We start from the raw sequence: 22,123 nt of genomic DNA, 5'->3' as shown, positions 1-22,123 counted from the left end.
CGGCGAACGGCTCGGCGTCCAGGTGTGCGGAGAGCGCCTCCACCGCCGCGAGGACCTCGGCGGGCACGCACGCCGCAGCGGCCTCGACGACGCGCCCTGCCTCGACCCGCAGCGGGTCGTGGACGACGGCGGCCGCGACCTCGGGCCCGGGCAGCCCGAGCCGTTCGGCGAGCGCGGGCAGGGTGAGTGCGGGCTCGAGCGGCGCGGCCCGCGCGTGCTCACGGACGACGGCGGCGGCCTCGCGCGCGGCCTCGGCGAGTCGGGCGGTGCTGAGCAGCCACCCGCCGGCCCGTACGACTCCCGGTGCGGCACCGTCCGCCGGCACCCCGATCCGGGTGAGCAGCTCGGCCTCGACCAGCCCGCGCCGGGCGACCTCGGCGCCGAGGTCGGCCCGCCCGTCGGCGTCGGCGAGCGCCGCGGCCCGCAGCCGCGCGGCACCGCGCCGGCGCAGCGGCGGGGGAGCGGGGTCGAGCACGGTGACCGCCCACAGGCGGCGCGTGCCGGGGTCGCGCAGCAGCAGCCGGTCGCCCACCCGCAGCGGCAGCGGACGCTCGACCGTGAGCCGCGCCAGGCCCTCGGCGAGCGGGCGGTGGTGCACGGGGAGCGCGGCCGAGCCGACGTGGAGGAGCGGGCGTCGCGGCGGGTCGCCGCGGCCCAGGCGGGTGGGTCCGAGACGCACGTCGAGCACCTCGGTGTGCTCCCACGCCCCGGGCGTGACGAGCACGTCGCCGCGCTCGACGTCGCCGGAGAGGTTGAGCGCGACGCGCGCCGTGCCGGTGACCTCCTCGACCGCCCGGCCGAGGGAGTGGACGACGCGGACACGGTGCCCGCCGCGCAACGAGGTGAGCCCGTCGCCGGGGCGCACCCGCCCGGCGGGCAGGGTGCCGGTGACGACGGTCCCCGCCCCGGGCATGGTGAAGCTGCGGTCCACCCACAACCGGACCGGGACCTCGGCCGACGGCTGGGGCAGCGTGGCGAGCATCTCGACGAGCGCCTCCCGCAGCTCCGCCAGCCCGTCCCCGGTCCGCGCGCTCACCGCCACGGCCCGGGCGCCGGCCAGCGAGGTGACGCTCAGCTGGTCGAGGGCGCGTTCGCGGGCGGGGGCGGGGTCGGCGAGGTCGGCGCGGGTGACGGCGAGGACCCCGCGGTCCACCCCGAGCGCGTCGAGGGCGGCGAGGTGCTCGGCGGCCTGCGGCATCCACGGGTCGTCCGCGGCGACGACGAAGAGGACGGCCGGGACCGGGCCGAGGCCGGCGAGGGTCGTCGTGATGAACCGCTCGTGCCCCGGGACGTCGACGAACGCGACCTCGCCCGCGCCCGGCAGCGTGGTCCACGCGTAGCCGAGCTCGATCGACAGCCCGCGCCGGCGCTCCTCCTCGAGCCGGTCCGGCTCGCCGCCGGTCAGCGCGCGGACGAGGGCGGACTTGCCGTGGTCGACGTGTCCCGCCGTCGCGACGACCCGCATCACGGGGCCCCGGCGGCGGCGCGCACGGCCCGGACGAGGGCCTCGTCCTGGTCGGCGGGCACGGCGAGGAGGTCGAGCAGCAGCCGCCCGCGGTGCGCGCGGCCGAGCACGGGCGTGGCCCCGGTGCGCAGCGGGAGGGCCCACCGCTCGTCCACGGCGACGGCGGCGCTGGGCAGCTCGACGCCCGGCGCCCCGCCCCCGCCGACGGCGCCGACGCTCTCCACGGCCTCGGCCGGGACGTCGGGGGCGAGGGCGGCGGCGAGCGCCCGCGCCCGGCGCAGCAGCTCGGCGGCGTCGGCCTCCAGCGCGGCCCGGACCGGCGGGAGCGGCCCCCGCAGGGTCGCCTCGAGCGCGGCCAGGGTGAGCTTGTCGACGCGCAGCGCGCGGGCGAAGGGGTGGCGCCGCAGGCCCTCGACGACGCCGGTCTCGCCGAGCAGCAGCCCGCACTGCGGGCCGCCGAGGAGCTTGTCCCCCGAGGCGGTGACGACGGTGGCACCCGCCCGCAGCGCGGCAGCGGCGGTGGGCTCCTCGGGCAGTCGCGGGTGGGGTGCGAGCAGCCCGGACCCGATGTCGACGACGACGGGCACCGGGAGTGTCGCCAGCTGCTCGACGGGCACCGCGGAGGTGAAGCCGGTGACCCGGAAGTTCGAGGGGTGCACCTTGAGGACGAACGCGACGTCGTCGTCGACCGCCTCCGCGTAGTCCTCCAGCCGCACCCGGTTGGTCGTCCCGACCTCCCGCAGCCGGGCCCCGACCGACTCGAGCAGCTCGGGGATGCGGAACCCGTCGCCGATCTCGACGAGCTCGCCGCGCGCGACGACGACGCGCCGCCCGGCGGCCAGCGCGAGGGTGACGAGCGCGAGCGCCGCCGCCCCGTTGTTCACCACGTGCACGGCTCCGGCGTCCGGCACCGCCCGGGCCAGGGCGTCCAGCGCCCCTCGGCCGCGCCGCCCACGCCGTCCGGAGGACAGGTCGAGCTCGACATCGCTCGTCCCGGCCGCGACGGCGAGCGCCTCGACGGCGGCGGGCGACAGTGGCGCGCGGCCGAGGTTGGTGTGGACGAGCACGCCGGTGGCGTTGAGGACGGGACGCAGCGTCGTCGGCGTCGCCGGCAGGGACGCGAGGACGACGCCGGCGACGTCGCCCGGCTCGACCAGGCCCGTGCGGCACGCGGCGAGGACGTCGTGGACGACGTCGCGGACGAGGGCCGGCCCGAGGCGGCCGGCGGCGGCGGTGAGGGCAGGGTCGGCCAGGACCGTGTCGGTGCGCGGCGTCGCACGCCGGGGGTCGGGCACCAGTGCCTCCCAGGGGTCGGTGGCGGAGGCGGACGGGAATCGAACCCGCCTGGCCGAGATCCTCGACCACAACGGCTTTGAAGACCGCGCCCGTCACCAGACGAGGTACGCCTCCGTGGGGCAGCCTAGCGAGACACCCCTGGCCACGGCTCACGTCGGCCCATACTGTGGCCGCTGTGACGACCACCACTCCGCCCGCCCTGCGCCTCACCCAGTACGCCGCCGGGGGCGGCTGCGCCTGCAAGGTGCCGCCCGGTGAGCTCGAACGGGTGCTGGGCACCCTTCCGCTCAGCACCCACCCCGACCTCGTCGTCGGCCTGGAGAACGGCGACGACGCCGCTGTCGTGCGCATCGACGGCACCCGCGCCGTCATCGCCACCGCGGACTTCTTCACCCCCGTCGTCGACGACCCGTACGACTGGGGCCGCATCGCCGCGGCGAACGCGCTGTCCGACGTCTACGCGATGGGCGGCACACCGGTGGTCGCGGTCAACCTCCTCACCTGGCCGCGAGACCGCATCCCCTTCGACGTCGCCGCCGAGGTGCTGCGCGGCGGCGCGGCGGTGTGCGCGGAGGCGGGCACGGTGCTCGGCGGCGGGCACAGCGTCGACGGGCCCGAGCCGAAGTACGGGCAGGCGGTCACCGGGATCGCGGACACCGCGCGGCTGCTGCGCAACGACGCCGGCCGCGCCGGGCTGCCGCTCACGCTCACCAAGCCGCTCGGGCTCGGCGTCCTCAACAACCGGCACAAGGCCACCGGCGAGCGGTTCGAGGAGGCCGTCGCGGTCATGACGACGCTCAACCGGGAGGCGTCGGCCGCGGCGCTCGCCGCGGGCGTCGAGGCGGCCACCGACGTCACCGGCTTCGGGCTGCTCGGCCACCTCTTCAAGCTCGCCCGGGCGAGCGGGGTGAGCGCCGTCGTCGACGCCGCCGCGGTGCCCTACCTCGAGGGCGTGCGCGCGTCGCTGGCCGCCGGGTTCGTCCCGGGCGGCAGCCGCCGCAACCTCGACTGGGTGCGCCCCCACCTCCTGCCCGAGGTCGAGGAGGACGAGCTCCTCCTCCTCGCCGACGCGCAGACCTCCGGCGGGCTGCTCGTCGTCGGGGAGCTGCCGGGGCACCCGGTGGTCGGCGAGCTCGTCCCGGCGCAGGAGTGGACGGTGCGGGTGCGCTGAGCGCTCCCAAGACCGGTGCGGACGTCGGGGCGGGGCGCTACGGTGGCCGCACGCGGGAGGTGAGGCGATGACGACGTTCCTCAGCTGGCCGGTGCTGCGGCAGCTCACCGGGCCGGACGTGCTCGGCCGCGGCCTGGCCGCCAGGTCGCGCAGGACCGAGGAGATCACCCCGCGCACCGCGACCGCCGACCGCGTGGCCCGCAGCGTGTGCCCCTACTGCGCCGTCGGGTGCGGGCAGCGGGTCTTCGTCAAGGACGAGCAGGTGGTCCAGATCGAGGGGGACCCGGACAGCCCGATCTCCCGCGGCAGGTTGTGCCCCAAGGGCTCGGCGAGCAAGAGCCTGGTCACCGGGGCGAACCGGCTCGACAAGGTCCGCTACCGGCGCCCCCACGGCACCGAGTGGGAGGACCTCGACCTCGACGTCGCGATGGAGATGATCGCCGACCGCGTCCTGGCCACCCGGGCCGCCACGTGGCAGCAGACCGACGCCGAGGGACGCCACCTGCGGCGCACCATGGGCATCGCGGCGCTCGGCGGGGCGACCCTGGACAACGAGGAGAACTACCTCATCAAGAAGCTCTTCACGGCGATGGGCGCCGTGCAGATCGAGAACCAGGCACGTATTTGACACTCCGCCACGGTCCCCGGTCTGGGGACCAGCTTCGGCCGAGGAGGGGCCACCAACTTCCAGCAGGACCTCGCGAACGCGGACTGCATCGTCATCCAGGGGTCGAACATGGCCGAGGCGCACCCGGTGGGCTTCCAGTGGGTGATGGAGGCCAAGCGGCGCGGCGCCAAGGTCATCCACGTCGACCCCAGGTTCACCCGCACGAGCGCGCTCGCGGACACCTTCGTGCCGATCCGGGTGGGCACCGACATCGTGTTCCTCGGCGCGATCGTCAACCACATCCTCAGCAACGAGCTCGACTTCCGCGAGTACGTCCTGGCCTACACCAACGCCTCCTCGATCCTCTCGGAGGACTACCTCGACACCGAGGACCTCGACGGCCTGTTCTCCGGCTTCGACCCCGAGACACGCACCTACGACACCGCGACGTGGCAGTACGCGGGCGCGGAGGGTGCGGGCGTGGACGAGGACGACGCCGCCGCGGACCGGTCGACGGCCTCGGGCATGCAGCACGAGTCCCACGGCATGCCGGTGCCCGAGGAGCACGAGCGTGACGAGACGCTCCAGCACCCGCGGTGCGTCTACCAGGTGCTCAAGCGGCACTTCGCCCGCTACACCCCCGAGCTCGTCGAGGAGGCGTGCGGGGTGAGCCGTGAGCAGCTGCGGGAGGTGGCCGAGGCGTGGGTGGCGGCCTCGGGCCGGGAGCGGACCACCGCCCTCGTCTACAGCGTGGGCTGGACCCAGCACAGCGTCGGCGCCCAGTACATCCGTACCGGCGCGATCATCCAGCTGCTGCTGGGCAACATGGGCCGCCCGGGCGGGGGGATCATGGCGCTGCGCGGCCACGCGAGCATCCAGGGCTCCACCGACATCCCCACCCTGTTCAACCTGCTGCCCGGCTACCTCGTCATGCCCGACGCCCGCCGCCACCCCGACCTCGCGTCGTGGGTGCAGGACATGAGCATGCCCGGTCGCAAGGGCTTGTGGGGCAACGGCGCCGCCTACGCCGTCAGCCTGCTCAAGGCCTACTGGGGGGAGGCGGCCACCGAGGACAACGACTGGTGCTACGACCACCTGCCACGCATCGACGGCGACCACGGCACCTACCGCACCGTCCTGGACATGATCGAGGGCAAGGTCAAGGGGTACTTCCTCCTCGGGCAGAACCCCGCGGTCGGCTCGGCCCACGGCCGGGCCCAGCGCCTGGGGCTGGCGAACCTCGAGTGGCTCGTCGTGCGCGACCTCTACGAGATCGAGAGCGCCTCGTTCTGGAAGGACTCCCCGGAGATCGAGACCGGGGAGATCGTCACCGAGGAGTGCGCCACCGAGGTCTTCCTCCTGCCCGCCGCCTCGCACGTGGAGAAGGAGGGCACCTTCACCCAGACGCAGCGGATGCTCCAGTGGCGCGAGAAGGCCGTCGACCCCACCGGGGACCGCCGCTCGGAGCTGTGGTTCTTCTACCACCTCGGTCGGATCGTGCGGGAGCGGCTGGCGGCCCGTGGGGAGGAGCGTGACCGCCCGCTCCTCGACCTCACGTGGGACTACCCGGTCCACGGCGAGCACGACGAGCCGAGCGCCGAGGCGGTGCTCCGGGAGATCAACGGCGTCGACGTCGCGACCGGGCGGCCGCTGTCCACGTTCACCGAGCTGCGCGCCGACGGCTCCACCGCCGGCGGCTGCTGGATCTACACCGGCGTGTACGCCGACGGCGTCAACCAGGCCGCGCGCCGCAGGCCCGGGTCCGAGCAGTCGTGGGTGGCCCCGGAGTGGGGCTGGGTGTGGCCGGCGAACCGGCGGATCCTCTACAACCGCGCCTCGGCCGACCCGGCCGGCCGGCCGTGGAGCGAGCGCAAGGCCTACGTGTGGTGGGACGAGGAGGCCGGCGAGTGGACCGGGCACGACGTGCCCGACATCGAGCGGACCAAGCCGCCGTCCTACCGCCACGAGCCCGGCGCCGTCGGCGTCGACGCGCTCGACGGCACCGACGCCTTCGTCATGCAGGGTGACGGTCGCGGTGCGCTGTTCGTCCCGAACGGGCTCCTCGACGGCCCCCTGCCCACCCACTACGAGCCGGTCGAGTCCCCGTTCGGCAACCCGCTCTACGGCCAGCAGGCCAACCCCACCCGGGTGGAGTACCGCGAGCAGGTCAACCCCATCCACCCGAGCCCGCCGGCCGAGGACCCGCAGGTCTTCCCGTTCGTCTTCACGACGAGCCGGCTCACCGAGCACCACACCGCCGGGGCGATGAGCCGCCAGCTGGAGTACCTCGCCGAGCTGCAGCCGGAGATGTTCGTCGAGGTCTCCCCGGCGCTCGCGCGCGAACGAGGCCTCGAGCACCTCGGCTGGTGCCACGTCGTCACCGCGCGCGCTGCCGTCGAGGGCCGTGTCGTCGTCACCGACCGGCTGCGGCCGCTGCGGGTCGCGGGCCGGGTGGTCCACCAGGTGTGGCTGCCCTACCACTGGGGGAGCAAGGGCCTGGTCACCGGGGACTCGACGAACGACCTGTTCGGCATCAGCCTGGACCCCAACGTCCTCATCCAGGAGACGAAGGCCGGCACCTGCGACGTGCGCCCCGGCCGGCGGCCGCGCGGCGCCGCTCTGCTCGACCTCCTCGAGGGCTACCGCACCCGCGCCGGGACGGCGGACCGCCGTCCGATCGTCACCGCCGACCCCCGGGCCGTCACCAGGTCCGCCGGCCGCGCCGACGCGCCGCACCGACCCGAGGAGGGCAGCTGAACGTGGCAGGCAGGAACAGCCTCTTCGGGCCGGTGGACCCGGCCCGCGACGCCGGGTACGCCGACCCGCCGCCCCGCAAGGGCTTCTTCACCGACACGAGCGTGTGCATCGGCTGCAAGGCGTGCGAGGTCGCGTGCAAGGAGTGGAACCTCATCCCCGGCGGGGAGGACTACGACCTCCTCGGCCAGTCCTTCGACAACACCGGCGCCCTCGGGGCCAACTCGTGGCGGCACGTCGCGTTCGTCGAGCAGCGGCGCCCGGCGGTGGACCTCGGGATGCCGGGCAGCGGACCGCCCGTCACCACCGGCGGACAGGAGCCCGCCGTCGGCGCCCCGCTCATGGCCGACGAGGACGACGCCGCGTCCGGCCTGCGCTGGCTCATGGCCTCCAACGTGTGCAAGCACTGCACCCACGCCGGCTGCCTCGACGTGTGCCCCACCGGCGCGCTGTTCCGCACGGAGTTCGGGACCGTCGTCGTCCAGGCGGACGTGTGCAACGGGTGCGGCTACTGCGTGGCCGCCTGCCCCTACGGCGTCATCGAGCGCCGCCGCGGCCCGCAGGGAGCACCCAACGTCGGCGTCGCCCAGAAGTGCACGCTGTGCTACGACCGGCTGGGGGACGGGCTCACCCCCGCGTGCGCGCAGGCCTGCCCCACGGAGTCGATCCAGTACGGCGACGTCGAGGAGCTGCGCGAGCGCGCGGAGCGGCGTCGGGAGGAGCTGCACGAGCAGGGCGTGGCCGAGGCCCGCCTCTACGGGCACGACCCGCACGACGGCGTCGGCGGCACGGGGGCCTTCTTTCTCCTCCTCGACGAGCCGGAGGTCTACGGACTGCCCCCGGACCCGGTCGTCCCCACCCGCGACCTCGCCCGGATGTTCAGCAGGGCGACGACGGCCGCCGTCGCCCTCTTCGCGGGCGCCGCCCTCGCCTTCGTGGGACGCAGGCGATGACGGCGACGGCGGACCGCCCGCGCCGCCCACGCACCCGGCGCGACCGGGCGGGGGACCAGCCGGTGCCCGAGGCGGAGTTCACCTCCTACTACGGACGCCAGGTGGTCAAGCCCGCGCCGTGGGACGCGCGCATCCCGCTCTACATGTTCTTCGGTGGGCTGGCTGCCGGGTCCTCGCTGCTCGCGGCCGGCGCCCAGCTCACCGGCCTCCCCGCGCTACGGAGGGCCGGGCGGCTCGGCGCCGCCGGAGGGCTGGCGGTGAGCATGGCGCTGCTCGTGAGCGACCTCGGCCGCCCCGAGCGGTTCCTCAACATGCTGCGCACGGTCAAGCTCACCTCCCCGATGTCGGTGGGGACGTGGCTGCTGAGCATCTACGGGGCGCCCGCGGCGCTCGCGGCCCTCGACGAGGCCGCCGGGCTCCTCCCGCTGCCCGCCGACGCCAGGGCGGTGCGGCTGCTGCGCGCCGCCGGCCGCCCCGCCGGGGTGCTCGCCGCCGTCACCGCCCCGCCGGTGGCCGCCTACACCGCCGTCCTCCTGTCCGACACCTCGACGCCGTCGTGGCGCGACGCGCACGGGGAGCTGCCCTTCGTCTTCTGCGCCTCCGCGGCGGCGTCCTCCGGCGGGCTGGCGATGGTTCTCGCACCCGCCGCGCAGGCCGGCCCGGCGCGCCGGATGGCCGCGGCGGGCGCGCTGGTCGAGCTCGTCGCGGAGCGGGTGATGGAACGGTCGATGGGGCTGTCGGCCGAGACGCTGCACACCGGACGCGGGGGGCGCTGGACGAGGGCGGCCAAGGCGCTGACCGCGGCCGGCGGCCTCACCGCGCTCCTCGCGGGCCGGCGCCGCTGGGCCGGGGTGGTCGGCGGTGCCGCGCTCGTGGCCGGCTCGCTGTGCACCCGGATGGGGGTCTTCGAGGCGGGGCAGGCCTCGGCGCGCGACCCGCGCTACACCGTCGTCCCCCAGCGTGAGCGACTCACCGAGGGACGCCCGGTGCGCTGGACGCCGCCGGAGGCTCAGGGCAGGACGCGCTCGGCCCCCGCGTAGACGTTCGCGGAGTCCCCGCGGCTGAAGGCGACGAGCGTCATGCCGGCCTCGGTCGCGAGCTCCACCGACATCGCCGAGGGGGCGCTCACCGCGGCCAGCACCGCGATCCCCGCCATCCGCGCCTTCTGGACGAGCTCGAAGGACGCCCGGCCGGACACCTGGAGCACGCAGCGCCGCAGCGGCAGGCCGTGCTCCCGCAGCGCCCAGCCGATGACCTTGTCGACGGCGTTGTGCCGGCCGACGTCCTCGCGCAGGCACAGCAGCTCGGCCCGGCCGTCGTCGTCGAGCCGGAAGAGACCGGCGGCGTGGACCCCGCCGGTGTCGGCGAAGAGCCGCTGGCGCTCACGCAGCCGCTCGGTCATGGCGAGCAGCTCGCCGAGGGGGACGCGGACGTCGTCGGCGACCGGGACCCGCGCCACGCGCGTGACGGCGTCGATGGAGGCGGTGCCGCAGATCCCGCACGAGCTCGACACGTAGACGTGCCGCTCGTGGGAGGTGTCGGGGGGCGCGACGCCGGGGGCGAGGCGGACGTCGACGACGTTGTAGCTCGACGTGCCGTCCGGGTTGACCCCGGCGCCGTAGGAGATCGCGGTGACGTGCCCCGCGTCCCACACGACGCCCTCGGAGACGAGGAACCCGAGCGCGAGGTCGAAGTCCTCACCGGGGGTGCGCATCGTCACCGTCCACGCGCGGCCGTCGACCCGCAGCTCCATCGGCTCCTCGCCGGCGAGCACGTCGCTGCGCGCGCTGGAGGCGCCGCCGGCGGAGAGCCGCACGACCTTGTGCCTTCTGGTCCGTCGCACCCGTCCTCCTCGCCGGCGCCGAGGCCCCGATCGTATCCGCGGCCCGCCCCGCCGCCCCCGCGTTCGCCGCGCCCCTCTGGGTCGTGCTTTCGCGGCCGGCGGGCGTGCTGGGTGGGGTGTCCTCGGGCGCCAGGGGGTGTCCCAGAGGGAGGGGGCGGAGATTTTCAGGGAGTTCTCAGGTGGTCCTCAGAGGCGTTCAAGGTGCGTCGGGTTCCCTGGATGCATCAACGTCAGGAGGGAAACCACACACATGAGCGACATCGAGCGCGACGAGAGCATCCGGCCGCACCTGCCGGCCGACGACGAGCGGGTCACCCGCGAGCAGGCGGAGGTCGACGCCGTCCTCCTCGGCCGCAAGGGCACGACCCCCGAGGCCGCCACCACCCCCACCACCGAGCAGCCGATGCCCGCGCCGCACCCGGCCCACCGCGTCCCCTTCGCCGGGGAGCAGACCGCCGCCGCGACGCCGGCCCCGCGCGTCCTGCCGCACGGGCGCCGCCGGGGCTGGGCCGCGCTCGGCGCCACCGCCGCCACGGCCGCGCTGCTCGCGAGCCTCGGCACCGCCGCGGTCACCGGCGCCCTCGCCGACGACGAGACCGTCGGCACGACGACCGCCACCACCTCGCAGGTCATCCCCGCGAGCTCGACCTCGACCACCCCGGACTGGCAGGCCGTGACCTCCGCAGTCGGGCCGTCCGTCGTCGCCATCGACGTCGCGGGCGCCGAGGGCGCGGGCCAGGGCTCGGGCGTCGTCATCGACACCGAGGGCCACGTCCTCACCAACAGCCACGTCGTCGACGGTGCGCAGGAGATGAGCGTCACCCTCGCCGACGGCCGGATCTACCAGGCCGAGCTCGTCGGCCAGGACGAGACCACCGACCTCGCCGTCGTGCAGATCGTCGACCCGCCGGCCGACCTCTCGCCCGCGACGCTCGGCACCTCCTCCGACCTCGCCGTCGGGCAGGCGGTCCTCGCCATGGGCAACCCGCTGGGCCTCGACTCGACGGCCACGACGGGCATCATCTCCGCCCTCGACCGCCCGGTCGTCACCCAGAGCCGCACCGAGTCGGTCGTCACCAACGCCATCCAGGTCGACGCGGCCGTGAACCCGGGCAACTCCGGCGGTCCGCTCTTCGACGCGCAGGGCAGGGTGATCGGCATCAACAGCTCGATCGCCACGCTGTCCAACGGCGGCGGCCAGGCCGGCAGCATCGGCCTCGGCTTCGCGATCCCGGTCGACCAGGCGGCGACCGTCGCCGAGCAGCTCATCGAGAACGGTGAGGCGGAGCACGCCTTCCTCGGTGTCGGGCTCGCCGACACGGACGTCGAGGTCGACGGTGTCACGCGCGACGGCGCGGGCATCGGCAGCGTCGAGCAGGGATCGCCCGCCGCGGACGCCGGCCTGGAGCGCGGCGACGTCGTCACCGCCATCGACGGCCGCCCGGTCGACAGCGCCGCCTCCCTCACCGGCTACGTGCGCCAGTACACCTCCGGGGAGAGCGCCACGCTCACCGTCGTGCGCGACGGCAAGGCCCAGGACGTCCAGGTGACCCTGGCGACCCGCGCCTGACCCCACCCGGCCACGCCCCGTGCCGCTCACGCGAGCAGCACGGGGCGTCGTCGTCTCAGGAGGTGAGGGCGCTGCGCATCGGGGTGAGCTTGGCCTCGGACTCGCGGGCCTCGGCGGCCGGCTCGGAGGCCGCGACGATGCCGCACCCGGCGAACAGCCGCACCGACCGCGGGCCGGTGACCTGACCGGAGCGCAGCGCGATTCCCCACTCCCCGTCGCCGTCGGCGCCCATCCACCCGACGGGGGCGGCGTAGCGGCCGCGGTCCATCCGCTCGGCCTCGGCGAGCAGCTCCACCGCCCGGGCGGTGGGGGTGCCTCCGACCGCGGCCGTGGGGTGCAGGGCCGCGGCGAGGGCGAGGGAGCTCGGCCCGCCGGAGTGCGAGCGGTCCAGGACGCCGGTGACGTCGCTGGCCAGGTGCATGACGTTGGGCAGGTGGAGCACGAAGGGGGAGTCGGGGACGTTGAAGCTCGAGCAGTACGGCCCCAGCGCCTCCGCGACGGACGCGACGGCGAGCTCGTGCTCCCCGAGGTCCTTGGAGGACCGGGCGAGCTCGGCGGCACGCCGCAGGTCCGCGGCGTCGTCGCCGGTGCGCTGGATGGTGCCGGCGAGCACCCGGCAGGCGACGAGGCCCTGGTCGCGGCGGACGAGGAGCTCGGGGGTGGCCCCGACGAGCGAGTCCACCGAGAACGTCCAGCACGTCGGGTACTGGTCGGCGAGGTTGCGCAGCAGGTGGCGCACGTCGAGGTCGGCGCCCGTGCGCGCGACGACGTCGCGGGCCATGACGACCTTCTCCACCTCACCGCCGCGGATGGTGGCGACGACCTCGGCGACCGCCTGCTGCCACTCCTCGCTCGTCAGGGCGCCGTCGGTGAAGGAGACCTCGCCGGGGCCGGTGACCGGCGTGACCTCGCCGCGGCAGGCGGCGAGGGACGGGGTCGGGCCCAGCCCGGCCGGGCCGACGACGGTGAGCCAGCTGCGGCCCTCCCGGCGTCCGACGAGCACCTGGGGGACGAGGAGCGTCCCACCCGAGTCGGAGCGGCGGGAGAAGGCGAAGGACCCGAAGGCGACCGGGCCGGTGCCCGGCAGCCGCACGTCGTCGCGCACGACCATGGTGCCCGCGGTCTCGCGCCACCAGGCGTCTGCGTCGACCATCCGCGTGGCGCCGTGGGTGTCGACCCGCGCGGCGACTCCCCAGCCGACGAGCCCGTCACCGCGGCGCACCCAGCTGACCGTCGCGGCGGCGTCGGGCCGCGGGAGGAGGTCGAGGAGGTCGCCGGGATCGGCGATGGGCACGGTGCGCGCCAGCAGCGGAGTGGGTGCCGGGGCCCCGGCGGGTGCGGTCGACATCGTCTCGATCCTATGGGCGCCCGACGGCCCGGGCGCCCGCCCCGTGCGCAAAGAGACCTTGGTCACCGGGCCCACGGGAGGGTGCGGTAGTTAGGGCAGCCTTAGCGGATCGCGCCTCGTGACCTTTGTAGACTGCCCTGGCATCCCGGCCGCCCTTCTCGTGCCGGTGAGCACCGGAAGCAGGAGAGGTGACGTGCGCGCAGCCCATGAGGACGCCGACGTCATCGTCGTCGGCGCAGGCCCGGCGGGCTCGGCCACTGCCCACTACCTCGCGCAGACCGGGCTCGACGTCCTGCTGCTCGAGAAGGGCGTCTTCCCCCGGGACAAGGTCTGCGGCGACGGTCTGACCCCGCGCGCGGTCGCCGAGCTCATCCGGATGGGCGTCCCCACGCCCGAGTCCGAGGGCTGGATCCGCAACTGGGGGCTGCGCACCTACGGCGCCGGCCACTGCATCGAGATCCCCTGGCCCGAGCTCGCCGAGATGCCCGCCTACGGGCTGGCCCGCTCGCGGATGAACCTCGACGAGACCCTCGCCCGGCACGCCGCCGCGAGCGGAGCACGTCTCCACGAGGGCGTCGCCGTCACCGGCCCGGTGCGCCACGAGCGCTCCGGACGCATCCTCGGGGTCACCTCCCGGCTGGTCGACGAGAACGGCCGCCGGACCGGCGAGGAGCGCACCTACCGTGCGCGCATCGTCGTCGACGCCGGTGGGGTCTCCGCCCGTCTCGCGACGACGATGGGCATCGAGAAGAACGACAACCGCCCGATGGGCGTGGCGATCCGCACCTACTTCAAGAGCCCGCGGCACGACGACCCGATGATGGAGTCGCACCTGGAGCTGTGGGACGGCGAGCCGGGCAGGTCGAACCTCCAGCCCGGCTACGGCTGGATCTTCGCGCTCGGCGACGGCACCGTGAACGTCGGCCTCGGGTCGCTCAGCTCCACCGCCAAGCCGACGCACCTCGACTACAAGGGCCTGTTCGCGCAGTGGATGCGCAACGCCCCGGCCGAGTGGGAGTTCACCCCGGAGAACCAGGTGGGCGAGCTGCGCAGCGCCGCCCTGCCGATGGCGTTCAACCGCAAGCCGCACTACTCCCAGGGTCTGCTCCTCGTCGGTGACTCCGGCGGCATGGTCTCCCCGTTCAACGGCGAGGGCATCGCCTACGCCATGCAGTCCGGGCGGATCGCGGCCGACGTCGTCTCCCAGGCGCTCGCGCGGCACACCCCGTACGCCCTGGAGAAGGCGCTGCGGACCTACCCCAAGATCCTCTCCGAGGAGCTCGGCGGCTACTTCACCCTCGGTCAGGGTTTCGCCCGCCTCATCGAGCGTCCGGAGATCATGCGCATGTGCGTGAAGTACGGTCTTCCCCGGCCCGTCCTCATGCGCTTCGTCATGAAGCTCCTGTCCGACGGCTTCGATCGCCGCGACGGGGACTGGATGGATAGGCTCATCGCGGCACTGAGCAAGGCGGTCCCCTCATCGTGAGCACACGACACGGACACGACAACGGCCGGCAGGTCACCGCGCACACGGCGCGCCGAGCAGCAACGGAGGCACGATGAACCCCTTCGTCCCGATCCTCATCATGGGAGCGGTCTCCGCACTGCTCGCGATCGGGGGCCTCGCGGCGAGCGCGGTCATCGGCCCCCGGCGCTACAACCGGGTCAAGGTCGCGAACTACGAGTGCGGCGTCGAGGCGACGCCCCGCGCCGCAGCGGCAGGCCGTTTCCCGATCAAGTACTACCTCGTGGCGATGACGTTCATCGTCTTCGACGTCGAGGTGATCTTCCTCGTGCCGTGGGCGATCGCCTTCACCGAGCTCGCGACCTTCGGCCTCGTGGCCGCGCTCGCGTTCATCGCCATCATCACCGTGCCCTTCGTCTACGAGTGGCGGCGCGGCGCGCTGGAGTGGGACTGAGGAGGACAACATGGGTCTGGAAGAGAAGCTCCCCGCAGGGTTCCTGCTCACCACGGTCGAGAAGGCCGTCGGACTGGCACGCAAGTCCTCGATGTGGCCCGTCACCATGGGCCTGGCCTGTTGCGCCATCGAGATGATGGCGGCCGGCACCCCGCGCTTCGACATCTCGCGCTTCGGCATGGAGGTCTTCCGGGCCTCCCCGCGCCACGCTGACCTCATGATCGTCTCGGGCCGGGTGAGCCAGAAGATGGCCCCGGTCGTGCGGCAGATCTACGACCAGATGGCCGAGCCCAAGTGGGTCATCTCCATGGGCGTGTGCGCCTCGAGCGGCGGCATGTTCAACAACTACGCCGTGATCCAGGGCGTGGACCACCTCGTCCCGGTCGACATCTACCTGCCCGGCTGCCCGCCGCGGCCCGAGATGCTCATCAACGCGATCATGGCGCTGCACGACCAGGTCCGGAACGAGCCGCTGGGCGTCAACCGTGAGGCCGCAGCGCGGGCCGCCGAGCAGGCCGCCCTCGCGGCGACCCCCACCCACCAGATGAAGGGGCTGCTGGCGTGAGCGAGCGCGACGACGAGAAGAAGTCCGCGGCCGACACCGTCAAGCCGGGGACCGGGGAGGTCGGCGCGCAGTCGACGACCGCCGCCGCCCTGGAGGCGGGTGGCCAGAACGTGCCCGCCGGGCCGCGTGGCGGGCGTACCCAGCTCGAGGTCGTCGACGTGCGCCGCGGGATGTTCGGCGTGCACGGCTCGGGCGACACCTCCGGCTTCGGCGGGCTGGTGAGCCCCGTGGCGATGCCGCCCGCCTCCGAGCGTCCCTACGGCGGCTGGTTCGACGAGGTCGTCGACGTCCTCGTCGAGCTGCTCGAGGGGGAGGGCATCGACCCCGACGCCGCGATCGAGAAGGTCGTCGTCGACCGCGGTGAGCTCACGATCTTCCTCTCCCGCGAGCACCTGCGCCGCGTCGCCCAGTGGCTGCGCGACGACCAGGACCTGCGCTTCGAGCTGTGCCTGGGCGTCTCCGGCGTCCACTTCCCCAACGACGTCGACCGCGAGCTGCACGCCGTCTACCACCTCCTCTCGCTGACCCACAGCCGCCAGCTGCGCATCGAGGTCACCTGCCCCGACGCCGACCCGCACGTGCCCACCCTCGTGGACGTCTACCCGGGCAACGACTGGCACGAGCGTGAGACCTGGGACCTCATCGGCATCGTCTTCGACGGTCACCCCTCCCTCGCGCGCACCGCGCTGCCCGACGACTGGGTCGGCCACCCGCAGCGCAAGGACTACCCGCTCGGCGGGATCCCGGTCGAGTACAAGGGTGCGACCGTCCCGCCGCCCGACACCCGGAGGTCTTACAGCTGATGGCCACGAACCTGCACGCCACGGGGCCTGCGCTCGACTCCCACACCGGCCCGGAGTTCACCGCCGAGGGCGGGGACTGGGCATCGATCGCCGCCGAGGCCGAGCGCCTCGGCGAGGAGCGGATCGTCGTCAACATGGGCCCGGTGCACCCCTCGACCCACGGGGTCCTGCGTCTCATCCTCGACATCGAGGGTGAGACGGTCAACGAGCTGCGCGTCGGCACCGGGTACCTGCACACGGGTATCGAGAAGAACATGGAGTACCGCACCTGGACCCAGGGCGTGACGTTCTGCACCCGCATGGACTACGTCGCCCCCTTCTTCCAGGAGGTGCCCTACTGCCTCGCGGTGGAGAAGCTGCTCGGCATCACCGACGAGGTGCCCGAGCGCGCCACGCTCATCCGGGTCCTGCTCATGGAGCTCAACCGGATCGCCTCCCACCTCGTCGCCATCTGCACCGCCGGCAACGAGCTCGGCGCGACGACGATGATGACCATCGGCTTCCGCGCCCGCGAGGAGATCCTGCGGATCTTCGAGCACATCACCGGCCTGCGGATGAACCACGCCTACATCCGCCCCGGCGGCGTCGCGCAGGACATCCCGGCCGACACCACCGAGATGGTCCGCCGTCTGCTCCCCAACGTCCGTCGGGACATCGGTGAGCTGCAGGACCTCACGATGGCGAACCCGATCTACAAGGCGCGTCACGAGGACGTCGGGTACATCTCGCTGTCCGCCGCGCTCGCCCTGGGTCTCACCGGGCCGTGCCTGCGCGCCGCCGGCTACCCGCTCGACCTGCGCAAGGTCTCCCCGTACTGCGGTTACGAGACCTACGACTTCGACGTCATCACCGAGACGGCGTCCGACGCCATGGCTCGCGTCAAGGTCCGCTGGGCCGAGTGCTACGAGTCCATGAAGATCGTCTACCAGGTCCTCGACCGGCTCGACGCGACCCCCGGCCCCGTCATGGTCGCCGACAAGAAGGTCGCGTGGCCCGCGCAGCTGTCGATCGGCAGCGACGGCCAGGGCAACTCGCTGGACCACATCCGCGAGATCATGGGCACCTCGATGGAGTCGCTCATCCACCACTTCAAGCTCGTCACCGAGGGCTTCCGGGTCCCGGCCGGGCAGGTCTACCAGACCATCGAGCACGCCAAGGGCGTCATGGGCGTGCACCTCGTGTCCGACGGCGGCACCCGCCCCTACCGGGCCCACTTCCGTGACCCGTCGTTCTCGAACCTGCAGTCGATGTCGATCATGAGCGAGGGCGGCCAGCTGGCCGACGTCGTCGTCACGCTCGCCTCGCTCGACCCTGTCCTGGGAGGGGTGGACCGCTGATGAGCGTCACCGCTTACGCACCCGAGGCGGAGGAGAGGCTGCGCGGCGAGGCCGCGCAGATCATCTCCCGCTACCCGCAGGCGCGCTCCGCGCTCCTGCCGATGCTCCACCTCGTCCAGTCCGAGGACGGGTACGTCAGCGCCCGCGGCATCGCGCTGTGCGCCGACGTCCTGGGCCTCACCCGCGCCGAGGTCTCCGCGGTCGCGACGTTCTACACCCAGTACAAGCGCCACCCCAACGGTGAGTACACCGTCGGGGTGTGCACGAACGCGCTGTGCGCGGTCATGGGTGGCGACCTCATCTACGAGCGTGTCTCGGAGCACCTGGGCATCGGGCACGACGAGACCACCGAGGACGGCAAGATCACTCTCGAGCAGGTCGAGTGCAACGCGGCGTGCGACTACGCGCCGGTGATCGTCGTCAACTGGGAGTTCTTCGACAACCAGACCCCGACGTCGGCGGTCGAGCTCGTCGACCAGCTGCGCGCCGGGCGCCCGGTCACCCCGACCCGTGGCGCCGCCACCGTCGGCACGTTCAAGGAGATCTCCCACGTGCTCGCCGGCTTCGAGGACGGACGCGCCGACGAGGGACCCGCCGCGGGCCCCGCGACGCTCGCCGGCCTGTCGATCGCGCGTGAGCACGGCTGGCGCGCGCCCTCGCTGGACAGCTCGGACGGTGACGCGTCCGGCACCACCGGAGACGTCCCCGACCCCTACGGCAGCGCCGAACGGCCGCCGACCACCCCTGACGACTCCGACCCGGCGGGCAAGCGTGGCCCCGCCGGCGAGGGCGCCACGGCCGAGGAGGGCAAGCAGTGAGCACGACGCAGCTGACGCCGGTCCTGTCCGACCCCTGGGACGCCGAGCGCTCCTGGACGCTGGACACCTACCGCTCCCGTGGCGGGTACGAGGGCCTGGCCAAGGCCTTCACCATGGCCCCGGCCGACATCGTCGACACCGTCAAGGCCTCCGGGCTGCGCGGCCGCGGCGGCGCGGGCTTCCCGACGGGCCTCAAGTGGTCCTTCCTGCCCCCGGCCGACGGCGGACCGCGGTACCTCGTGGTCAACGCGGACGAGTCCGAGCCGGGTGCCTGCAAGGACATCCCGCTCATGATGGCCAACCCGCACGCCCTCATCGAGGGCGTGGCGATCACGTCCTACGCGATCGGCGGGCACCACGCGTTCATCTACCTGCGCGGCGAGGTCGTCCACGTCTACCGGCGCCTCCTCGCGGCGGTCCGCGAGGCCCGCGAGGCCGGTCTCATCGGCAAGGGGCTGGGCCCCAACGGCGACTACGACCTCGAGATCACCGTGCACGCCGGCGCCGGCGCCTACATCTGCGGTGAGGAGACGGCGCTGCTCGACTCCCTCGAGGGCCGGCGCGGCCAGCCGCGGCTCAAGCCCCCGTTCCCGGCGGTCGCCGGCCTGTACGCGCGCCCGACGGTCGTCAACAACGTCGAGTCCGTCGCCTCCGTCCCCACGATCATCCGCGGGGGAGCGGAGTGGTTCACCTCGATGGGCACCGAGAAGTCGGCCGGCCACGGGTTCTTCTCCCTGTCCGGCCACGTCACCCGGCCCGGCCAGTACGAGGCGCCGCTCGGCATCACCATGCGCGAGCTGCTCGACATGGCCGGCGGCGTCCGGGCCGGGCACCGCCTGAAGTTCTGGGTGCCCGGTGGCTCCTCCACGCCGATCCTCACCGAGGAGCACCTCGACGTGCCCCTCGACTACGACTCGGTCGGGGCAGCGGGCTCGATGCTCGGTACCCGGTCGCTCATGGTCTTCGACGAGACCGTGTCGGTCGTCCGGGTCGTCTCCCGCTGGACCGACTTCTACCAGCACGAGTCCTGCGGCAAGTGCACCCCCTGCCGCGAGGGCACGTACTGGATGAAGCAGGTCATGCACCGGCTCGAGGCCGGCAAGGGCCTGCCCAGCGACATCGACCTCCTGCTCGACGTCTCCGCCAACATCGCCGGCCGCTCGTTCTGCGCGCTCGGTGACGCCTCGGCGGTCCCGATCCAGAGCGGGATCAAGCACTTCCGCGCCGAGTTCGAGGCCGGGACCCACACCCCGGCCAGCGAGCTGTTCCCGTACGAGGCTTCCGCCCTGTTCTCCGAAGTAGGTGCCCGATGACGACGACCCCCGCGAAGGTCGAGGAGGAGCTCCTCACCGTCACGATCGACGGCGTCGAGGTCGATGTCCCCAAGGGCACGCTGGTCATCCGGGCTGCCGAGCAGGTGGGCATCCAGATCCCCCGGTTCTGCGACCACCCGCTGCTCAAGCCCGCCGGCGCCTGCCGGCAGTGCCTCGTCGAGGTCTCCATGCCCGACCGCGAGGGCAACCTGCGGGCCATGCCCAAGCCGCAGGCCTCCTGCACGCTCGAGGCCACGCCCGGGATGGTCGTCGCGACCCAGCACACCTCCGCCGTCGCCGACAAGGCGCAGCACGGGATGATCGAGTTCCTCCTCGTCAACCACCCGCTCGACTGCCCCGTCTGTGACAAGGGCGGGGAGTGCCCGCTGCAGAACCAGGCGATGAGCAACGGCCGGGCCACCACCCGGTTCGTCGACATCAAGCGGACCTTCCCCAAGCCGCTGAAGATCTCCAGCGAGATCCTCCTCGACCGCGACCGCTGCATCCTGTGCCAGCGCTGCACCCGCTTCTCCGACCAGATCGCCGGTGACCCGTTCATCGCGCTCCAGGGTCGCGGCGGCGGCACCCCCGGCCGGGAGGTCCACGCGACCCACGGCTCGCAGGTCGGCACCTTCGACGCCGACGTCCTCGACTTCGCCTACGCCGGCGGGCACGCCCCGCGAGTGACCGACGACGGCCTCAGCGGCCCCGTCCAGGGCGAGCCGGGGATCGAGGTCGGCCTGTCCGCCGGCCCGATCGGCGTCGCCGAGACCGACACCACCGGTCGCCCGTTCTCCTCCTACTTCTCGGGCAACACGATCCAGATCTGCCCGGTCGGCGCGCTCACCTCGGCCACCTACCGCTTCCGCTCACGGCCCTTCGACCTCGTGTCGACGGACTCGGTCTCCGAGCACGACGCGAGTGGCTCGGCCATCCGCGTGGACCACCGCCGCGGCGTCGTCGTGCGCCGCCTCGCGGGCGACGACCCGCAGGTCAACGAGGAGTGGATCACCGACAAGGACCGCTTCGCCTTCGCGTGGCAGACCGCCCCCGACCGCCTCGAGTACCCGCTCGTGCGGGACGAGGAGACCGGCGAGCTCGTCGAGACCAGCTGGTCCGAGGCCCTGCACCTCGCGGCCCGCGGCCTCGAGCGGGCCCGCGAGGCCGGCGGCGTGGGTGTCCTGCCCGGTGGCCGCCTCACCCTCGAGGACTCCTACGCCTGGTCGCGCTTCGCCCGCGCGGTTCTCCGCACGAACGACGTCGACCACCGCGCCCGCCCGTCCTCCGCCGAGGAGGCCGACTTCCTCGCCCGCCGCGTCGCCGCCGGGTCGATGGACGTCACCTACTCCGGGCTGGAGCAGGCCGGCCACGTCCTCCTCGTCGCCCTGGAGCCGGAGGAGGAGTGCGGCACGATCTTCCTGCGGCTGCGCAAGGGGATGCTCGCCGGGACGGTCGCCGTCTCGACGATCGCGCCCTTCGCCACCCGCGGCACGACCAAGCTGCGCGCCTCGCTGCTCCCGACGGCCCCCGGCTCCGAGCCGGGCGTCCTGGGCGCCATCACCCCGGACTCCGGCGAGGTCGCCCACGCGGCGATCGCCCAGGCGCTGGCCGCGCCGGGCTCGGTCATCCTCGTCGGCGAGCGGGCCGCGGCGCTGCCCGGCACGCTCAGCGCCGTCGAGCGGCTCGCCGACCGCACCGGGGCGCGCGTCGCCTGGGTGCCGCGGCGCGCCGGTGAGTGCGGCGCCGTCGAGGCCGGCCTGCTGCCCGGGCTGCTGCCCGGCGGCCGGCAGGTCACCGACGCCGAGGCCCGCGTCGACGCCGCGGCCGCCTGGGGCGTGGACCGCCTGCCCGCCGAGGTCGGCCGCGACCTGCCCGCGATCCTCGAGGCCGCGGCCGCCGGACAGCTCGGTGGGCTCCTCGTCGGCGGCGTCGACGTGCGCGACCTGCCCGACCCCGCGCTCGCGCGCCGGGCCCTGGCCGCCGCCGGGTTCGTCGTCCAGCTCGAGGTGCGCCGCAGCGAGGTCACCGACCACGCCGACGTCGTCCTGCCCGTCGCCCCGCCCGTGGAGAAGGGGGGCACCTTCGTCAACTGGGAGGGTCGCCGCCGGCCGTTCGGGCAGGTGCTCGTCTCCCACCACCTCAGCGACCACCGGGTCCTCGACGGCCTCGCCGCCGAGCTCGGGGTGACCCTCGGGTCCGCCACCCTCGCCGAGGTCCACGCGCAGATCGGCGAGCTCGCCGGCTGGCAGCCGTCCCAGGCCCCGGCCCCCGTGCCGGCCGAGGCCGGCGCCGCGCCGGTCGCCGGCCCGGGCCAGGCGGTCCTCGCCACCTGGAAGCTCATGCTCGACGACGGTCGCGGGC

General features: G+C 74.0%; 17 protein-coding genes and 1 tRNA gene. 13 read left to right on the top strand and 5 right to left on the bottom strand.

Going from position 1 to position 22,123, the window contains the following annotated elements; genetic code table 11:
- The 3 genes from FHE66_RS05040 to FHE66_RS05030 form a co-directional block, all read right to left on the bottom strand.
- Nucleotides 1-1,465 (bottom strand): GTP-binding protein (locus FHE66_RS05040; RefSeq protein ID WP_139071884.1); only part of this gene is annotated, 1,465 nt, incomplete at its 3' end.
- Nucleotides 1,465-2,760: an L-seryl-tRNA(Sec) selenium transferase gene (selA, locus tag FHE66_RS05035; protein WP_139071883.1), complete on the bottom strand. Its 1,296-nt coding sequence runs from the start codon at nt 2,758-2,760 to the stop codon at nt 1,465-1,467. The genes FHE66_RS05040 and selA, both read right to left, overlap by 1 nt.
- A gap of 20 nt (nt 2,761-2,780) precedes the next feature.
- Nucleotides 2,781-2,875 (bottom strand) — tRNA-Sec (locus FHE66_RS05030).
- 61 nt (nt 2,876-2,936) lie between these two features.
- Here FHE66_RS05030 and selD point away from each other — a divergent pair.
- From selD to nrfD, 4 genes are all read left to right on the top strand, one after another.
- On the top strand, nt 2,937-3,932 hold the full coding sequence (gene selD, locus FHE66_RS05025; protein WP_176554656.1) for a selenide, water dikinase SelD: 996 nt from the start codon (nt 2,937-2,939) through the stop codon (nt 3,930-3,932).
- 67 nt (nt 3,933-3,999) lie between these two features.
- A complete protein-coding gene (gene fdh, locus FHE66_RS05015; RefSeq protein WP_176554655.1) occupies nt 4,000-7,296 on the top strand; it encodes a formate dehydrogenase in 3,297 nt (1,098 codons plus the stop codon).
- 32 nt (nt 7,297-7,328) lie between these two features.
- On the top strand, nt 7,329-8,246 hold the full coding sequence (locus FHE66_RS05010) for a 4Fe-4S dicluster domain-containing protein (RefSeq protein WP_255303606.1): 918 nt from the start codon (nt 7,329-7,331) through the stop codon (nt 8,244-8,246).
- Nucleotides 8,243-9,286, top strand: coding sequence for an NrfD/PsrC family molybdoenzyme membrane anchor subunit (gene nrfD, locus FHE66_RS05005; protein WP_139071879.1), 1,044 nt, complete (start codon nt 8,243-8,245; stop codon nt 9,284-9,286). Before FHE66_RS05010 ends, nrfD begins: the two co-directional genes overlap by 4 nt.
- Here the strand turns inward: nrfD and fdhD are convergent.
- Nucleotides 9,256-10,089, bottom strand: coding sequence for a formate dehydrogenase accessory sulfurtransferase FdhD (fdhD, locus tag FHE66_RS05000; protein WP_139071878.1), 834 nt, complete (start codon nt 10,087-10,089; stop codon nt 9,256-9,258). The genes nrfD and fdhD overlap by 31 nt on opposite strands.
- A gap of 250 nt (nt 10,090-10,339) precedes the next feature.
- On the opposite strand from fdhD, the gene FHE66_RS04995 reads away from it, so the two are divergent.
- Nucleotides 10,340-11,659: a S1C family serine protease gene (locus FHE66_RS04995; RefSeq protein WP_139071877.1), complete on the top strand. Its 1,320-nt coding sequence runs from the start codon at nt 10,340-10,342 to the stop codon at nt 11,657-11,659.
- Between the two features lie 55 nt (nt 11,660-11,714).
- Here FHE66_RS04995 and FHE66_RS04990 read toward each other — a convergent pair whose 3' ends face one another.
- A complete protein-coding gene (locus FHE66_RS04990; protein ID WP_139071876.1) occupies nt 11,715-13,007 on the bottom strand; it encodes an isochorismate synthase MenF in 1,293 nt (430 codons plus the stop codon).
- 193 nt (nt 13,008-13,200) lie between these two features.
- On the opposite strand from FHE66_RS04990, the gene FHE66_RS04985 reads away from it, so the two are divergent.
- The 8 genes from FHE66_RS04985 to FHE66_RS04950 form a co-directional block, all read left to right on the top strand.
- Nucleotides 13,201-14,493: a geranylgeranyl reductase family protein gene (locus FHE66_RS04985; RefSeq protein WP_139071875.1), complete on the top strand. Its 1,293-nt coding sequence runs from the start codon at nt 13,201-13,203 to the stop codon at nt 14,491-14,493.
- 73 nt (nt 14,494-14,566) lie between these two features.
- Nucleotides 14,567-14,926: an NADH-quinone oxidoreductase subunit A gene (locus FHE66_RS04980; protein WP_139071874.1), complete on the top strand. Its 360-nt coding sequence runs from the start codon at nt 14,567-14,569 to the stop codon at nt 14,924-14,926.
- Nucleotides 14,927-14,936: 10 nt separating this feature from the next.
- A complete protein-coding gene (locus FHE66_RS04975) occupies nt 14,937-15,491 on the top strand; it encodes an NADH-quinone oxidoreductase subunit B family protein (protein ID WP_139071873.1) in 555 nt (184 codons plus the stop codon).
- Between the two features lie 110 nt (nt 15,492-15,601).
- Nucleotides 15,602-16,294, top strand: coding sequence for an NADH-quinone oxidoreductase subunit C (locus FHE66_RS04970; RefSeq protein WP_230976644.1), 693 nt, complete (start codon nt 15,602-15,604; stop codon nt 16,292-16,294).
- Nucleotides 16,294-17,631, top strand: coding sequence for an NADH-quinone oxidoreductase subunit D (locus tag FHE66_RS04965; RefSeq protein ID WP_139071871.1), 1,338 nt, complete (start codon nt 16,294-16,296; stop codon nt 17,629-17,631). The genes FHE66_RS04970 and FHE66_RS04965 overlap by 1 nt, the downstream gene beginning before the upstream one ends.
- The gene (nuoE, locus tag FHE66_RS04960) at nt 17,631-18,449 is read left to right on the top strand and encodes an NADH-quinone oxidoreductase subunit NuoE (protein ID WP_139071870.1); all 819 of its coding nucleotides are present in this window, start codon (nt 17,631-17,633) and stop codon (nt 18,447-18,449) included. Before FHE66_RS04965 ends, nuoE begins: the two co-directional genes overlap by 1 nt.
- Nucleotides 18,446-19,762 (top strand): NADH-quinone oxidoreductase subunit NuoF, encoded by a 1,317-nt coding sequence (gene nuoF, locus FHE66_RS04955; RefSeq protein ID WP_139071869.1) that lies wholly within the window; start codon nt 18,446-18,448, stop codon nt 19,760-19,762. Before nuoE ends, nuoF begins: the two co-directional genes overlap by 4 nt.
- Nucleotides 19,759-22,123 (top strand): NADH-quinone oxidoreductase subunit G (locus FHE66_RS04950; protein WP_139071896.1); only part of this gene is annotated, 2,365 nt, incomplete at its 3' end. The genes nuoF and FHE66_RS04950, both read left to right, overlap by 4 nt.

Source organism: Georgenia sp. 311, from assembly GCF_006151955.1.
In the GTDB taxonomy this organism is placed as follows: Bacteria; Actinomycetota; Actinomycetes; order Actinomycetales; family Actinomycetaceae; genus Oceanitalea; species Oceanitalea wutianyii.
This window is presented reverse-complemented; position numbering and strand designations above follow the sequence as displayed.

Excerpts from the sequence above, each read along its gene's own strand:
- nrfD (WP_139071879.1), top strand. The coding sequence starts at position 8,243 with ATGACGGCGACGGCGGACCGCCCGCGCCGCCCACGCACCCGGCGCGAC.
- FHE66_RS04995 (WP_139071877.1), top strand. The coding sequence starts at position 10,340 with ATGAGCGACATCGAGCGCGACGAGAGCATCCGGCCGCACCTGCCGGCC.
- FHE66_RS04990 (WP_139071876.1), bottom strand. The coding sequence starts at position 13,007 with ATGTCGACCGCACCCGCCGGGGCCCCGGCACCCACTCCGCTGCTGGCG.
- FHE66_RS04980 (WP_139071874.1), top strand. The coding sequence starts at position 14,567 with ATGAACCCCTTCGTCCCGATCCTCATCATGGGAGCGGTCTCCGCACTG.
- FHE66_RS04975 (WP_139071873.1), top strand. The coding sequence starts at position 14,937 with ATGGGTCTGGAAGAGAAGCTCCCCGCAGGGTTCCTGCTCACCACGGTC.
- FHE66_RS04965 (WP_139071871.1), top strand. The coding sequence starts at position 16,294 with ATGGCCACGAACCTGCACGCCACGGGGCCTGCGCTCGACTCCCACACC.
- nuoE (WP_139071870.1), top strand. The coding sequence starts at position 17,631 with ATGAGCGTCACCGCTTACGCACCCGAGGCGGAGGAGAGGCTGCGCGGC.